A 15,709-nucleotide genomic window follows, 5' to 3' on the forward strand; every position below is an offset into this window, starting at 1 on the left:
CGCCGCCGCCGGTTTCAGCCGGCGGCGGCGCTGTCCTCGGTTGATGGCGGTCAGCCGATCGTCACCAGATCGGGCGTGCCGAAGGCCGGGCGGGCATATTCGAGGTCCATTCCGAGCACGCCTTCCCAATAGCCGTTGTTGCCGAAGCTGTAGGCATCGACGATCTTGAGCGTCTGCGTGCCGCCCTCGCCGGTGAGCGTCAGCACCAGGTCGAGCGAGCCTTCCTTGTTGTAGGTCGGCACTTCGTTGGCGACCTGTCCGGTCGAGAGGTAGGAGACCTGGACCTTGGAGACGGTGACCCCCTCCCCCAGCACGAGCGTGTCCCCGGTGGTGAAGTAATAGTCGGTGATGATATCGACTGCCCCATCCGACACGCTGTCGAAGCGGAAGATGTCGGCGCCAACACCGCCCTGCAGCACATCGCTGCCATCGCCGCCGATCAGGATGTCGTTGCCGCGCGCGCCGATCAGCACGTCGTTGCCGGCGCCGCCCTCGATCATGTTGTCGAACTTGTCCCCGAACAGCACGTCATCGAAGGACGAGCCGAGGATGTTCTCGAAGCCTCGCAGCACATCGGCATCCCCGCCCGGCCCGAAGCCGGTGCCGCTCATCAGGCTGACGCGCACGCCACCAGTGGCGCTGGCATAGCTGACGGTGTCGATACCGTCTCCGCCATCGAGGACGTCGCTGCCGGCACCGCCATCGATGCGGTCGTTGCCACCGCGCCCGAAGATGATGTCGTTGCCACCACGGCCGTTGAACACATCGTCGCCGGCGCCGCCGGTGAGGACGTCATCGCCCTGCGTCTGCGCCTGCACCGAATAGAGCGTCACGGTGTTGCTGATCTCCTGTGCGCTCAGCAGCAGCGACTGGCCGGTGGGGCTGTCCGCAGCGCTCACGAAAACGCTCGTTTCCGGCCCGAGATCGTCGGCGGTCTGCGGCTTGTAGGTGACGAAGGTGGCATTGGCGGGATCGGTCACATCATAGACCATATAGCCGCCGACACGCTCCAGCCCGACAAAGGCGTAGGTCCGGCCATTGATCACGCCGATCGAAACACCTTCGGGCTCGGGGCCCTTGTCGTCCGACCGGGTGTCGAGCGAACTCGGGTTGGTGCTCTGGTTCGAGTTGAAGATCGCCGGGTTGGTGGCGGCGATGATGGCTTCGAACTCGCCACCGGTCTCGCGGACCTTGGTGATGCTGCCATCGGCCTCCTGACGGAAGATCGAGACGCCGCGGCCGCCGAGCGTGTGGATGACGTCGAAATCACCGTCCCCATCGGTATCGCCGATCGTCGTCAGCACGTTGAGGCGGCCGAGATCGGCATCGGCCTTGATGGCCGCCGCGTTGGGGAAGAGGATCGGATCGAGCACATAGCTGCTCGACGACAGGCGCACCGAATCGGGGACGTTGACGCGCGAATCGCCTTCGTTGGCAGTGATGAAGTAGCTCACGCCGCCGACATCGAACGTCGCGATCGCATCGGGCTGCGGCAGGCTCTGGATATCGACATTGCGCAGGTTGATGCCACCATCGCGGTCCGAGGTGTCGAGCGCATTGCCCGGCAGGTTGCGATCGATCGTGCCGAGCGGCTGGATCGCCAGCGGCCGATCGGCCGCCGGATTGGTGAGATCGATGACCGCGACGGCATTGACCTCCTGCAGCGTGACATAGGCGCGCGTGCCATCGGCCGAGATGGTGATATATTCGGGCTCGATGTCGCCGGCGGCCGGCTGGCCTGGCGCGATGGCGACACCGCGGGCCCGCAGCGCCGCCTCCATGCCGTTCAGCGACGCAAAGCTGATCGTGTTGCTGACCGCAGCATTGGCCGCACCGCCGCTCATGTCGATGATGCTGATGCTGCCCTGCGCCGAAAGCGGCTCGCCTTCATTGGCCACCAGCAGCTTGGCTCCATCGGGCGAGAAGGTGACATCATCGGGCAGAACGCCGACCTGGATGGTCTTGATCAGGCTGTTGTCGGCGGCGTTGAAGAGCGCCACGAAGCCCGCGGCCTCCGGATCGATGTTCGCATAACCCACCGCGATAATGCCGTTGCTGACATCGACGCTGGTGACACCGCTCGGTGCATAGGACGGCAGCCCGCCCAGCAGGATCGGTGCCTCGTTGACGAGCGTGCCTTGTGCCGTGACGCTGTGGATGTTGATGGCATCGCCGTTGCCGCTGGTCGCATAGACACGGCCGTTGGCGAAGGCGATGCTCTCGGCGCCAGCGACACCGCCCTGGATCGAGCCGAGCCGCACCAGCACCAGATCGTCGGTAGCCACCGGCGTGGTGACACTGCCGGCGAGCGAGGACGCGGCGTCGTAGACGTCGATGCCGCCGATCGACAGGCCGGGACCCGCCGTGGTGAATGCTTCGTTGCTGAACGGCACGTCGGGGGCGATACCATCGGCGGACTGATCGCCAGCGGCATCCTGTGTCGCCCAGTTGGCGGCGTTGTTGAGGATGGGAAGGTAATCGGCAAAGCTCGCCGCGGTGTTCCGCGCGCCGGTGAAGGCGGCGATATCGGCGCCGGCATCGACAGTGGCGAGATCGAGCGCGGTCTGGCCGGCGACAAGGCCGGTGCCGGCAAGCAGCGCGCCGGCAAAGCCGTCGTTGGAGACGGCGGTGAGGAAGGCGGTCGGGGCGAGCGGAGCCGCTGCGTCGGCCACATAGACGTAGACCTGCTCGTTGGCGTTGGCGAGGCCGCGGTTGCCACCGCCGCCCGCCACGCTCGCCACGGTGCCGACGTTGCTCGTGGTCGATGCGGCCGTGCTGATGTTGTCGAGCTTGATGATGCCGCCGGCGGCCACGCTGCTGGTGAGGGTGAGCGCGAAGCTGCTCTCGTTGAGGTCGGTCCAGGCGGTGCCGTTCCACTCATTGTCGCTGAAATAGAGCACGGTGCCGGCGTCGATCGCCTTCAGCGCCACGAGCGCCAGATTGTCGGCGCCGTCCGAATTGAAGCCCACGAACGCGAGATCGCCGGGGGCGAAATCGGCAGCGGGAGCATCGTCGTTGGTGATCGTGCCGGTGGCAGTGGCGGTGCCGATGCTGGCGGCGATGCCGCTGCCGTTGGTCACGCTGGTGAGGGTGAGCGTGAAGTCCTCATCGGCTTCGATGACGGTGTCTCCGGAGACGTTGATCGTGACGGTGGCGCTGGTCGCGCCAGCCGCGATCTGGCCGCTGAAACCGGTGGGTGCGATGCCGCCGAAATCATCGGCGTCGGCGCTGCCGAGCATGACGGTGCCGCTGAAGTCCAACACGCCGGTGGTGCCGCCGGTGCGCGCGACGGTGAAGGTGAAGGCGGTGGTGCCGCTATCGCCTTCGGCCTGCGCCACCGCGTTCGGCTGGAAGCCGACCGAGTGGGTTTCCACGCCGCCGAGGATGAAAGCGGTGGTTTCGAAGGGCAGATCGGGGCCGATGCCGTCGTTCGACTGGTCGCCGGCGCCATCCTGCGTCAGCCAGTTGGCGGGGTTGTTGATGATCGACAGATAGTCGGCAAAGCTGGTGGCGCCGAAGCGCTCGCCATTGAACACGCCGATGTCTTCGCCGGGATTGGTGCCGCCGTTGGAGAGGTCGATGGCGGTCTCGCCGACGACCAGCCCGGTGCCGTCGAGCGTGCCACCGGACACCGCAAAGCCGTCATTGGCGATGGCGGCGAGGAAGCTGGTCGGCGCAAAGGGCGCGCCGACATAGGCGTAGACGATCTCGCCATCGCTGCCGAGGCCCGAGGAGCCGCTCGTGGTCCCGAGATTGCTCACCGGCGCGTTGCTGAAGCTGTTGATGGTGACCACCGTGCCGGCGGCGATATTGGCTGAGGCAGTCCATGTGACCTGGCCTTCGCCGGTGTTGAATGCGGTGCCCTGCCATTCCTGGTCGTTGAAGTAGATCACCTGGCCGGCGGCAATCGCCTTCAGCGCCACGAACGCCAGATCGTCATTGCCATCGGCGTTGAAGCCGACAAAGGCGATGTCGCCCGGCTGGCCGAACGGCACCGGGGGGGCGAAGGTGAGCGCGATCACGATCGGGTCATGGTCGGCCGCCGAGGTGCTCGTCGCCACATATTCGGAGTTGAGGTGGACGATGTCCATCGCTGCGATGCCGTCGAGCGCGCCGCTCACGAACACCTGGTCGAGCTGCTGGGCATTGCCGTCGAAGCTGTAGCTGTAGCGCTCATTGGCAGGCAGGGTGAGCGACAGGTTGCCGAGGCCGGCCGCGGTGAGCGGGGCAAGCGATTCCTCATTGGCGAACTCGTTGAGATCCCCGAGCACGATGACCTTGGCGCCCGGATCGAGCGTGGCCACATAGTCGGCGACATTCTGCGCCTGCACCAGCCGGTCGGCCGCACCACCATTGCCCGAAGGCTGCACCGCGCCGAACAGCGGCGACGAGCCACCCTTGGACGTGAAGTGATTGTTGATGAGCGTCACCTGCTCGCCCTCGAAATCGAAGGTGGCGATGAGCGGCGGCCGCGAGCCGGCGAAATCGATGGCGGCATCGGGCGTGGTGGCGAGCGAACCTTCGACGAGGCTGACACGCGCTGCATTGTAGAGATACGCCACACGGATGTTGCCGCCGGGCTCACCGCCATTGGTGTTGTTGGTGATGAAAGGGTTGTCGATGAAGGTGTAGGTGGGGCCGCCATTGGCGTTGATCGCATCGGCGAGCATCTGCAACGTCATGCTGGCCGAGACCACGCCATTGTTGCTGGGGCCACTGTTGTCCTGGATTTCCTGCAGCGCGATGATGTCGGGCGAGCCGAGGCCGCCGACGATATCGAGGGCAAGGTTGGTGAAGCGCGCCGCGGGATCGCCCGGATCGAGGTTGAGGACATTGTAGCTGGCGATGGTGAGGGTGTTGGCGTTGCCGGTCAGCGTCGTCACATCGTCGGTGAGGATCGACGGCGTCGCCACGGTGACGGCCGATGTGGCGAGGACCTCGTAATTGCCGAAGTTGTAGGCGACCACGCCGGTGACGTCGCCCAGCACGGTGCCGGTGTTGACGAAGGGAATGCTGTTGGCGCCGCCGGGGGTGAAGGCGTCGCCATCGATCTGGATGCGTTCGGGGTTGTAGTCCGAACCCGGGCCGGTGTTGGTGACATTGAGGCCATCGCCCACGCTGCTGCGCGACACGAGCGCGCCGCGCTCCGAGAGGCCCGAGGCATTGGCGCCAAGATCGGCAACGGTGAAGATCTCGCCGTTGCTCGTGGTGGGGGCCACGACCAGCGGCTGCGGCACGGTGACGAGCATGCCTTCGACGCTCTCGAAGAAGTCGATGCCGTCGGTTGCCGGATCGAAGCTGGTGAAATTGTCGTCGTCGATGATCTCGGTCGGCGCCATGCGGCCGCCGGCACCGAGGATGGTCGCGGTGGGCAGCGGATTGTTGCTGCTGATGACGTTGATGACCGGACCGGTGAGCTGCGTGGTGGAGAGGTTGTTGGTGCCCGCACCGCCGGGGATGAACTCGGCAACCGCGCCGGTGACGGTGACGAGCTGGCCGACGGTGACGGTGGGGGCGCTGCTGGTGAAGACGAACAGGCCTTCCGAGGTGGCATCGTTGGCATCGATCTCGGCATCGGGGGTCTGGAAGTAGAAGCCGTTGGTGTCGACCGCGGTCACGATCCCGCGCGTCGTCACCGTCTGGCCGACGAGCGGCGACGTGTGCGAGGCGCCCTGGATGTCGTGGATGCCGATGAGGCTGATATCGTCGTTGATGATCGTGCCGGTGCCGCTGGCATCGGTGATCGCCGCGGTGCCGGTGGTGTTGACGAGGTTGGAGAGCGCCACGGTGAAGGTCTCGTTGCCCTCGGTCATGGTGTCGCCGTTGATGGTGATGCTGATCGTCTGCGTCAGCGCGCCGCCGGCGGTGAAGCTGACGGTGCCGCTTGCTGCTACATAATCGCTGCCGGCGGTGGCGGTGCCATCGGCAGTGGCATAATCGACGGTGAAGGCGCCGTCGTTGTCGGCGCGGGTGACGGTGAAGGTGAGGGTCGAGGTGCCGGCATCGCCTTCGACGATGCTGACGTCGTTTATTGTCACTGCGGTCTCGCCGCCGCCACCGATGCTGAAGGCCGGCGGATAGGCAACGGGGTTTGCGTCATCCAGCGTCCAGTTGGCGGTGTTGGCGATGTTGGCGAGGATCTCGAACCGCGAGCCGGAGAGCGGGCCGGTATAGGCGCCATTGTCGAGCGGGAAGGCGAGTGCGTTGGTGCCGAAGGTCAGCCCCGTCGGCACAGCCGAGGTGTTGGAATTGGTGGCGTCGCCGGCGAAGGTGCTGTTGCCATCGGCAAAATCGAGCGCGAACAGGAAGGTGGGGCTGGCGGCCGAGCCGACATACGCGAGAATCTGGTCGCCGCCGACCGCCGGGTTGAACTGCCCGGTCAGCCCGGAGATGGTGACGACGGTGCCGGCCGGGGTGTTTGCCGGTACCACATAGCTCACAGTGCCTTCGCCGGAGCGGAAGCCGCCGGCAGCCAGCCAGCCATTGTCGGTGAAGAAGATCGTCTCGCCCGACAGATCGGCGAGGAGCAGGAAGGAGAAAGACTTGCCTGCGGCATCAGCCGAATAGCCGACGAGCGCCAGATCACCGAGAACAGCCATTATGAAACCCCTTGGACGAAATCACAGACCGGGATGCCCGGCCCGCGCCCACCGCGTGCCTTCCCTCCCACCGTTTCGGCATAGAAACACATTGTGAACGATAGATGACAGTGATGCGGCGGTTCAGAGTTTTTCGCGGAACGCATTGTCGCGCAGGCGCGTGACCGGCGTCAGGATGTAGCTGAGCACGCTGCGATCGCGCCCCAGCACATCGACATCGGCGATCATGCCGGCGCCGATCGGCAACTTGGCACCGTCTTCCCCGGTGAGCGCCGAGGCCCGAGTGCGCACCTGGATGAGGAAATGCGAGAGCCCCGTACGCTCGTCGGTGACGGCATCGGGCGCGATGCGCTCGACCACGCCCGGCAGGGTGCCATAGACCGAATAATCATAGGCGCTGATCTTTACATTGGCGCCCTGTCCCAGCCGCACAAAGGCGATGTCCGCCGGGCTCACGCGCGCTTCGATGACCAGCGAATCACCCGCCGGCACCACCTCCACCAACGGCTCGCCGGGCCGGATCGAGCCGCCGACGGTCGTTGCCAGCACCCGGCCGACCACGCCGGCGACCGGTGCCCGCACCTCGGTGCGCTGCATCCTGTCGGCCAGCGCCGGCAGGCTGGCGCTCTGCGCGGCGATTTCGCTGCGTGTCGAAGCCAGCGCATCCGACGCCTGGGCGCGGAAGCGCTGCTCGAGGCTGCGGATCGACGCCTCGGCCTCGCGCCGCGCTGCCTCCGAGCGCCGCAGCGCCTCGGCCGCGGCTTCGCGGGCACTTGTCGCCTGGCGCTCGGCGGAACGCGCGCGCACCAGCGACATCGCCGGCTCGACACCCTTTTCCACGAGCGGCTCCAGGATCTCGACTTCGCGCCGTGCCTGCGCCAGCGCTTCGCCCTGCGACTCCGCCTCCGCCCGTGCCTGCCCAGCCGCGCGCTCGGCCTGCAACAATCGCGAGCGAGCGATCTCGCGCTCGGTGGCGATGCTGGCGATCTGGGCATTGTACAGCGCCCGCTCGTTTGCGACCAATGTCGGGACCGAGATCTCCAGCCCGGCCGGGAACAGCAGCGGGCGGCCGCGCGCCTCGGCCTCCAGCCGCGCGGCGCGCGCCAGCAGCGCTTCGATCGACGTGTCGCCGCGCGCGAAATCCGCCGAGGTGGCAGTGGCATCGAGGCGCAGCAGCGGCTGGCCGGCACTCACCTTGTCCCCGGCGCGGACGAGGATGGCCTTGACGATCCCGCCTTCGAGATTGGAGACGACCTGCAGCCGGCTCGATGGCACCACCGAGCCCGTTGCGTGCACGACCTCCTGAACCTTTGCGAGCCCCGCCCAGAGCAGCAGCGACACGGTGAGCGCCACCACCACCCATAGCAGCACGGTGGCGAAATTGCGTTCGAGCAGCCGGTCGGGGGCAGCTTCGAGCGTCGCTTCGATCACGTTTGCCATCTCAGTTCTGCCCCACGGCGAGCGAGCGCAGCACATCGTCGCGCGGGCCTTGCGCTGCGACCTTGCCGTTCGCCAGGATGATGATCCGGTCGACCAGCTTGAGCATCGGCTGGCGATGCGTCACGAGCAGGAAGGTGCGGTCCTTCAGCTCGGCCTCGAGCCGGGAGACAAGCGCGTTCTCGGACTGGCTGTCCATGGCACTCGTCGGTTCGTCGTACACGATCAGCGGTGGCCGGCCGCCGAGCGACCGCGCGATGGCGATCGACTGGCGCTGGCCGCCCGAAAGCCCCTCGCCGCGGTCCGCCAGCCGCAGGTCATAGCCGCCGGCCAGCTGACCGACGAAATCATGCGTGCCGCTGATCCGGGCGAGGCGCAGCAGCTCCTCATCGTCGATCGCCGGGTCTTCCAGTGCGATATTGTCCCGGATCGAGCCCGAGAACAAAGTCACATCCTGCAGCACCGAGCCGATGTTGCGGCGCAGATCATCGGGGTGGAGCTGGCGCACATCGGCGCCGTCGACAAGCACCTGCCCCTCGCTCGGCTGGTAGAGCCCGAGCACCAGCCGCGCCACGGTCGATTTGCCCGAGCCGACGCGGCCGACGATCGCCACCTTCTCGCCCGGCTGCACCTCGAACGACACGTCATCGAGAACGCGCGTTGTGGTCCCGGGATAGTGGAAGACCACGTTGCGAAAGGTGATCCGCCCCTCCAGCCGCGCGCGGCGCACCGGATTCGCCCCCTCAGCCATCTCGCCGCCCGCCGACATGAAGGCATCGAGCCGCTGATAGGCGGCACGAGTGCCGCTGAGCCGCGTCATCAGCCCCGCCACCTGCGCCAGCGGCGCCACGCAGCGCCCCGCCAGGATCGAGGCGGCGATGAGCGAGCCGCTGGTCAACGACCCCTCGGCGATGAGGAACACGCCGTAGAGGACGACGCCGACATAGACGATCTGCTGCGCCGAGGCCGCGACATTGGTGGCAAACGCCGAGAGCAGCCGGCTGCGCAGCGCCACATCGGCACTCTCCTGCACCGCCGCCTGCCAGCGGCCGCGCAGCATCGTGCCCGCCGCACTCGCCTTGACGGTCTCCAGCCCGGAAATGGTCTCGACCATGACGCCCTGCTTGGAGAAGCCTGCCCCCAGCACGCTGCCGGCCAGCCGGTCGAGCCCCGGCTGGACCACCAGCGAGGCGGCGACGACCACCGGGATCATCAGCAGCGGCACCAGCACCACCGGCCCGGCGATGGCCCAGACGACGAACAGGAACAGCAGCACGAAGGGCACGTCGACGAGTGCCATGATGGTCGCGCTGGCGAAGAAATCCCGCAGCGTCTCGAACTCGCGGAGCAGCCCGGCAAAGGCGCCGCTGGAAGCCTGGCGGTTGGCGAGCTTCATCGACACCAGCGACTGGAACACGCTGGCTCCAAGCTTGGCATCGACTTCGCGCCCCGCCACATCGACGAAATAGCCGCGCAGCATCCGCAGGATGAAATCGAACACCAGCACGATGGCCATGCCGATCGACAAGGCGATAAGCGAATCGGTGGCATTGTTGGGGACGATGCGGTTGTAGACCGTCATCGAATAGAGCGACGTTGCCAGCGCGAAGACGTTGGTGAAAACGGCGGCGATGCCGACCTTGATGAACGTCGCGCGGTGCGCTGCCAGCGGTGCCGCAAGCCAGGGAGACAGGCGCATCATCGGTCATCCTCGGTGATCACGGCCGGCGTCAGGCCGAAGCGTTCGATCAGCCCGCCCTGGCGCGCCAGCAGCGTGAAGCGCGCGACATCGAGATCATAATGCGTGCGCGCCAGGGTGAGTGCTGCATCGAGCAGGTCCCGCTCGGCGCGAAGCACATCGAAGAGCTGGCCGCGCGACACGCGGAACTGCTCGGCGAACAGGTCGCGCGCACGCCGGCTTTCGAGATAGGCGGCTTCGAGCGGCGGCAGGGCGGCGGCAAGGCCATCGACATCGGCCTCGGCTGTGCTGCGCTCGCGCCCGGTGGCGGCTTCGATGCGGCTCACCGCCAGCCCCGCCGCTTGCCGCCGCGCCGAAAGCTCGGCGACGCGCGCGGCCTCCGCACCACCGGCCGAGAAACGCTGGCGCAGCGTGAGCAGCGCCCGCACATCATAGGCCGGCGTGGTGCCGCGCAGCACATCATAGCCGGCGCTGGTGATTCGCGCGTCGAGCCGCGGCAGCCGGTCGGCGCGCGCGGCATCGAGCGCGGCTTCGGCAGCACGCGCCTGCGCCCGCGCGGCGACGAGTTCGGGGCGAACCGCGTCCGCTTCCTGCCCGGTGCCATGGAACGGCCGCGCCAGCGGACCGGGGGCTGCGGCGAACAGCTCCAGATAGCGTGCTTCGGCATTGCGCTGCTGGCGCGCTGCACTCACCGCCTGGCTCTGCGCGGCGGCGAGGTAGGAGCGGGCACGCGACACGTCCCCGCCGCTGTCCACGCCGCGCTCGAAGCGAATCGCCGCCCCCTCCGCCAGTGCCTGCATCCGCGCGACATGGCTTTCGACAAGCCCGGCAATGGTCTGCGCGGTGAGCACATCGTACCAGGCGTCGACCAGGGCGAGCAGCTGGGTGTTGCGGCTGGCATCGAGCGTGGCGCGCGCGGCATCGGTGCCGGCATTGCCGGCGCGGATACGCGCCGAGCTGGCGCCGAAATCGGTGACGAGCTGTTCGACGGTGCCGATGACATCGTTGCGGCGGCGCGGCGCCAGGTTTTCGACCTGCGTGGTGGGCAGTTGCAGATCGCGGGCGATGGTGCGCGAGGCGACCAGATCGACGCCGAGGGTGGGGAACAGCCGCGACCGCGCCTGATCGCGCACCGCCTGGGCCGCTGCCACATCCTGCGCGCGCTCGCCGATCTCGGGCAGCGCCTGCGCGGCGGCGGCCAGCTGCGCTGTGAAGGCGGTGGTGCCGCTGCGATCGGCAAGTCCACGCAAGAACACGTCATCGCCGGCGGTGATCCGCTGTGGTGCCTCCGACGGAATCGGCAAGGCCAGCGGAGCTGCCATCGCACCGCCCGACATCACGACCGCAGCCAGCACCGCTCCCATGCCCGGCGCCCCGAAACCCATCATCGCAAATCCCTGTTGCCGGCGCACATGCCCGGCTGCGCATCGCCTATCGCCTGAGTATGACAGTTGGGTGACAGCTTTGCCGAAGCACTTGCCTCCCGTAAGGCATGTTCCATGTCGCTTCCGGTCACCGCCATCCTGCCCGAGCTTGCAGCACTGCTCAAAGACAACCGCCCGGTGGCGCTGGTGGCGCCGCCGGGGGCGGGCAAGACCACCGCCATCGCCCCTGCCCTGCTCGGCGAACCCTGGGCGCTTGGCGGCACGCTGATCCTGCTTTCGCCGCGCCGGCTTGCCGCGCGCGCTGCCGCCGAGCGCATGGCCGAACTGGCCGGCGAGCCGGTGGGGCAGACGATCGGCTATCAGACGCGGATGGACAGCCGGGTGAGCGCTGCGACGCGGATCATCGTGATGACCGAGGGCATCTTCACCCGCAGGCTGGTCGCCGATCCGGAACTCGCCGGCGTGGCGGGAGTGCTGTTCGACGAAGTGCATGAGCGAAGCCTGGAGAGCGACCTGGCGCTGGCGCTCACCCTCGATGCGCGTGCAGCACTTCGGCCCGATCTGCGGCTGCTGCTGATGTCTGCGACGCTCGATGGGGCGGCCTATGAGGCAATCGTGCCCGATCTGGCGCGGCTGGAGAGCCAGGGGCGAATGTTTCCGGTGGTACTGCGGCATGTCGGACGCGATGCCGGGTTGCGCATCGAGGATGCGATGGCGGCGGCGGTGCGCGCCGCCATCGCCGACGAGCCCGGGTCGGTGCTCGCTTTCCTCCCCGGGGCCGCCGAGATCGAGCGCACTGCCGAGCGGCTCGAAGGCCGGCTGCCGGGGGATGTCGATCTTCACCGCCTCTATGGTGCCCGCGAGGGCAGCGACCAGCGCGCCGCCATTGCGCCACCACCGCCCGGCCGCCGCAAGGTGGTGCTCGCGACCAGCATCGCCGAGACGTCGATCACCATCGATGGCGTGCGGGTGGTGATCGACAGCGGCCTGTCGCGGCGCCCGCGGCTCGACCGGGCGGTGGGTCTGGCGCGGCTGGTGACCGAACGGGCTTCGCAGGCCGCCGTCACCCAGCGTGCCGGGCGGGCGGGGCGCACGGCACCCGGCGTGGCGGTGCGGCTGTGGGAGGCGGCCGAGACCGCCGGGCGACCGCGCTTCGACCCGCCGGAGATACTGGAAAGCGATCTGGCCGGGCTGCTGCTGGAAACTGCACGGTGGGGGGTGCGCGATCCGGCGCAGCTGAGCTGGCTCGATCTGCCGCCCGTCGCTGCCATATCAGATGCGCGCAACCGATTGGAAAACATCGGTGTTCTGGATGCCGATGGTCGCCCGACGCCGCACGGCGAGGCCGTTGCCGCGCTGCCGTTGCCGCCGGCGCTGGGGCATATGCTCATCCTTGCCGGCCAGCGCGGCTGGGGCCGGCAGGCGGCGCTGCTGGCGGTGCTGCTGGGGGAACGCGGCCTTGGGGGGCGGAGCCTCGATGCCGATGACCGGCTGCGGCGCTGGGGGCAGGAGCGCGGGCAGCGTGCCGACGCCGGCCGCCGCCTCGCCGCGCGCTGGGCGCGGTCGGCCGGGGGTGGTGCGGACACCGACCCGCCGGCGGATCTTGTCGGCCGGTTGCTGGCGCTGGCGTTCCCCGATCGGGTGGCGCGGCGGCGGGGGGCTGCGCATCTGATGGCCAATGGCCGGGCGGTCTCCGTGCCGACCGACGATGCACTGGCGCGGGCGGAGTGGATCGTGGTGGCCGATGCCGCCGGGGCTGCGGCCGGCACACGGCTGCTGCTGGGGGCCGCCATCGAGGCTGCCAGCGTGGAGGCGATGCTCGGCGAGCGGATCGAGACGCGGCCGCACTTCGGTTTCGATGTGGCAAGTGGCAGCGTGATTGCCGAGTCCACGCGGCGGCTGGGGGCGATTACGCTGGCACGTCAACCACTTGCGCGGCCGGATGCAGTTGCGGTGCAGGCTGCACTTCTTGGCGGGGTGCGCGCCCATGGGCTTGGGTTGCTGGCGTGGGGAGAGGCGAGCCTGGGGCTGCGTGCCCGCGCCGCCTTTGCCGCTGGTGCAGGGCTGGACGTGCCGGCTCTCGATGATTCAGGGCTGCTCGAAGCGCTCGATGACTGGCTTGCCCTGCTATTGCATGGCCAGCGTCGGCTGGCTTCGATTGCCGACCAGGCGCTCGCCACCGCGCTGCAGACGCTGCTTGGCTGGGAGGCGACACAGGCGCTCGATCGCTTCGCGCCACGGCAATTCGAGACACCGGCCGGCAGCCAGCATGCCATTGATTATGCGGCCGAAGGTGGGCCTGCCGTCAACGTGCGGGTGCAGGCACTGTTCGGACTTTCCCGCCATCCGATGCTGGGCAATGGCCGGGTGCCGCTGACGCTGCGGCTGACCTCGCCCGCCGGGCGGCCGATCCAAGTGACGCGTGATCTGCCGGGCTTCTGGGCGGGAAGCTGGGCCGATGTGCGGCGGGATCTGCGGGGGCGCTATCCGCGCCATCCATGGCCCGAAAACCCGGCCACCGCACCGCCGACTTTGCGGGCGAAACGACCGGGAGAGGCGGGTTAGCCTGCCCTTGCGGCGCGACTGGCGAGCAGGGCGGCGATGTCTTCCTCGGAGAATCCGGCTTCGGTGAGGACGGCCACGGTATGCTCGCCGAGATGGGGGGGCGGTGCGATGGGGGGGCGCTGGCCGTCGAACTTCACGGGCACGCCGGGGTATTTGAGGGTGCCCGAGGGGGTGTCGAGGGACTGAAAAAAGCCGGTGGCGGCCAGATGGGGGTCGGATTCGAGCGCATCGAGGGCGATCATGGGGGCGCTGGGGACTTGCGCGGCTTCGAGGGCGGCGAGCCACCAGGCGGTCGGGCGCGCGGCGACCAGATCGGCGGCGATGGCGTAGAGCGGCTCGATATGCGACGTGCGGGTGCCGATGTCGGCAAAGCGCGGATCCTCGATGTGCTGCGGCGCTTCCGCCACGGTGAAGAAGCCGCGCCAGTGCGCATTGGTGTAGGGCATGAGGCAGAGATGGCCATCGGCGGTGGGCAGCGGGCGGCGCCAGGGGGCCATGGCGCGGGCATAGCCGAGCGGGCCCAGTGGCGGCTCGAACTGGTGGCCGTAGAAATGCTCGACGAGGTTGAACGCCACCATCGTCTCGAACATCGGCACTTCGACCGTGCCGCCCGCACCCGTTGACGTGCGCCGCACCACGGCGGCGAGGATGGCGATGGCGGCAGTGAGGCCGCTCACCTTGTCGGCCATGATGGTGGGCAGATATTGCGGGGCGCCGGTCTTTTGCGCCATCAGGTCGGCCATGCCGCTCATGCCCTGGATGATGTCGTCATAGGCCGGCAGCCCGGCATAGGGACCATCGGCGCCGAAGCCGAGCAGGTTGGCGACGATGAGGCGGGGGTTGCGCGCCAGCAGCGCCTCCGATGCCAGCCCGAGCGCTGCCAGCTTCTGCGGGCGGATCGAGTGGAGAAGCACATCGGCACCATCGACCAGCCGCGCCAGTGCATCGCGGCCGTCGGCGGTCTTCAGGTCGAGAACGATGCCGCGCTTCGAGCGGTTGCAGCCGAGATAAAGCGCCGACATGCCGCGCTCGAGGGCGGGGCCGGTGAGGCGGGTGCTGTCCCCCTCCGGCGCCTCGATCTTGATGACATCGGCACCCAGATCGGCGAGCCACTGGCTGCAATAAGGGGCGAACACCACCGAGCCGAGGTCGAGCACCCGCAACCCTGCCAGCGGCAGCTTCATGCAAGCCGCTCGGCGTGGAAGGCGATGTGATCCTCGATGAAGGTCTGGATGAACCAGTATCCATGGTCATAGCCGGCGCGGCGGCGGAGCCTGAGGGTGATGCCGGCGCGGGCGCAGGCGGCTTCCAGCCGTTCGGGGCGGAGCTGGGCTTCCAGAAACTGGTCGGCCATGCCCTGATCGACCAGGATCTCGTCGATCCGCTTGCCGCCGGCGATGAGCGCGCAGGCATCATGCGCTGCCCATGCGGCGCGGTCGTCTCCGAGATAGGCGCCGAAGGCCTTTTCGCCCCAGGGGACTTCGGACGGGGCGCAGATCGGCGCGAAGGCCGAGACCGAGCGGAAGCGCTTCGGGTGCTTGAGCGCCAGGGTGAGCGCGCCGTGCCCGCCCATGCTGTGCCCCATGATGCTCTGGCGCGCCAGATCGGCCGGGGCGAGCTGCAGCAGCACCTCGGGCATTTCGTCGAGCAGCCAGCTCGCCATGCGGTAATTGGGTGCCCAAGGCGCTTGCGTGGCATCGAGCCAGAAGCCGGCGCCCTGCCCCAGATCATAGCTGCCATCATCGGCTGCATCGCCGCCGGCATGGTTTCTGGGCGAGGTGTCGGGGGTGACGAGGATCAGCCCATGGTCGGCGGCGAAGCGCTGGGCGCCGGCCTTGATGGCAAAGGTCTCCTCGGTGCAGGTGAGGCCGGCGAGGCACCAGAGCACCGGGCGCGGACCGGAATGGGCGGGCACGAAAAGGCCGAAGCGCATCGGCGTGCCGGTGATCCGCGACTGGTGTGCGTGGAAAGACTGGCGGCCGCCGTGGCAGCCCGAGGAGGCGAGGGTTTCGATCATCAGAACA

The 15,709-nt window shown here is 68.3% G+C and carries 7 protein-coding genes; 1 reads left to right on the forward strand and 6 read right to left on the reverse strand.

Annotated features, from left to right (window positions below; genetic code table 11):
- Window positions 1-50: 50 nt before the first annotated feature.
- The 4 genes from FHS79_RS12215 to FHS79_RS12230 form a co-directional block, all read right to left on the reverse strand.
- Window positions 51-6,599 (reverse strand): choice-of-anchor I family protein, encoded by a 6,549-nt coding sequence (locus tag FHS79_RS12215; RefSeq protein WP_184200342.1) that lies wholly within the window; start codon window positions 6,597-6,599, stop codon window positions 51-53.
- Between the two features lie 123 nt (window positions 6,600-6,722).
- The gene (locus tag FHS79_RS12220) at window positions 6,723-8,039 is read right to left on the reverse strand and encodes an HlyD family type I secretion periplasmic adaptor subunit (RefSeq protein ID WP_184200345.1); all 1,317 of its coding nucleotides are present in this window, start codon (window positions 8,037-8,039) and stop codon (window positions 6,723-6,725) included.
- Window position 8,040: 1 nt separating this feature from the next.
- Window positions 8,041-9,738: a type I secretion system permease/ATPase gene (locus FHS79_RS12225; protein ID WP_184200348.1), complete on the reverse strand. Its 1,698-nt coding sequence runs from the start codon at window positions 9,736-9,738 to the stop codon at window positions 8,041-8,043.
- Window positions 9,735-11,123 (reverse strand): TolC family protein, encoded by a 1,389-nt coding sequence (locus FHS79_RS12230; protein ID WP_184200350.1) that lies wholly within the window; start codon window positions 11,121-11,123, stop codon window positions 9,735-9,737. The genes FHS79_RS12225 and FHS79_RS12230 overlap by 4 nt, the downstream gene beginning before the upstream one ends.
- Before the next feature lie 111 nt (window positions 11,124-11,234).
- Between FHS79_RS12230 and hrpB the strand changes: the two genes are divergently transcribed.
- The gene (hrpB, locus tag FHS79_RS12235) at window positions 11,235-13,685 is read left to right on the forward strand and encodes an ATP-dependent helicase HrpB (protein ID WP_184200352.1); all 2,451 of its coding nucleotides are present in this window, start codon (window positions 11,235-11,237) and stop codon (window positions 13,683-13,685) included.
- On the opposite strand, the gene FHS79_RS12240 is transcribed toward hrpB, so the two are convergent.
- Window positions 13,682-14,869 carry a CaiB/BaiF CoA transferase family protein gene (locus FHS79_RS12240; protein WP_184200355.1) on the reverse strand — a complete coding sequence of 396 codons (1,188 nt, stop codon included), beginning with the start codon at window positions 14,867-14,869 and terminating at the stop codon, window positions 13,682-13,684. The two genes, hrpB and FHS79_RS12240, sit on opposite strands and share 4 nt — an antisense overlap.
- Complete coding sequence (fghA, locus tag FHS79_RS12245; RefSeq protein WP_184200358.1) at window positions 14,866-15,702, reverse strand: S-formylglutathione hydrolase; 837 nt, start codon at window positions 15,700-15,702, stop codon at window positions 14,866-14,868. Before fghA ends, FHS79_RS12240 begins: the two co-directional genes overlap by 4 nt.
- Between the last annotated feature and the right edge of the window lie 7 nt (window positions 15,703-15,709).

Origin of the sequence: Polymorphobacter multimanifer (assembly GCF_014205635.1) — a bacterium.
Taxonomy (GTDB): domain Bacteria; phylum Pseudomonadota; class Alphaproteobacteria; order Sphingomonadales; family Sphingomonadaceae; genus Sandarakinorhabdus; species Sandarakinorhabdus multimanifer.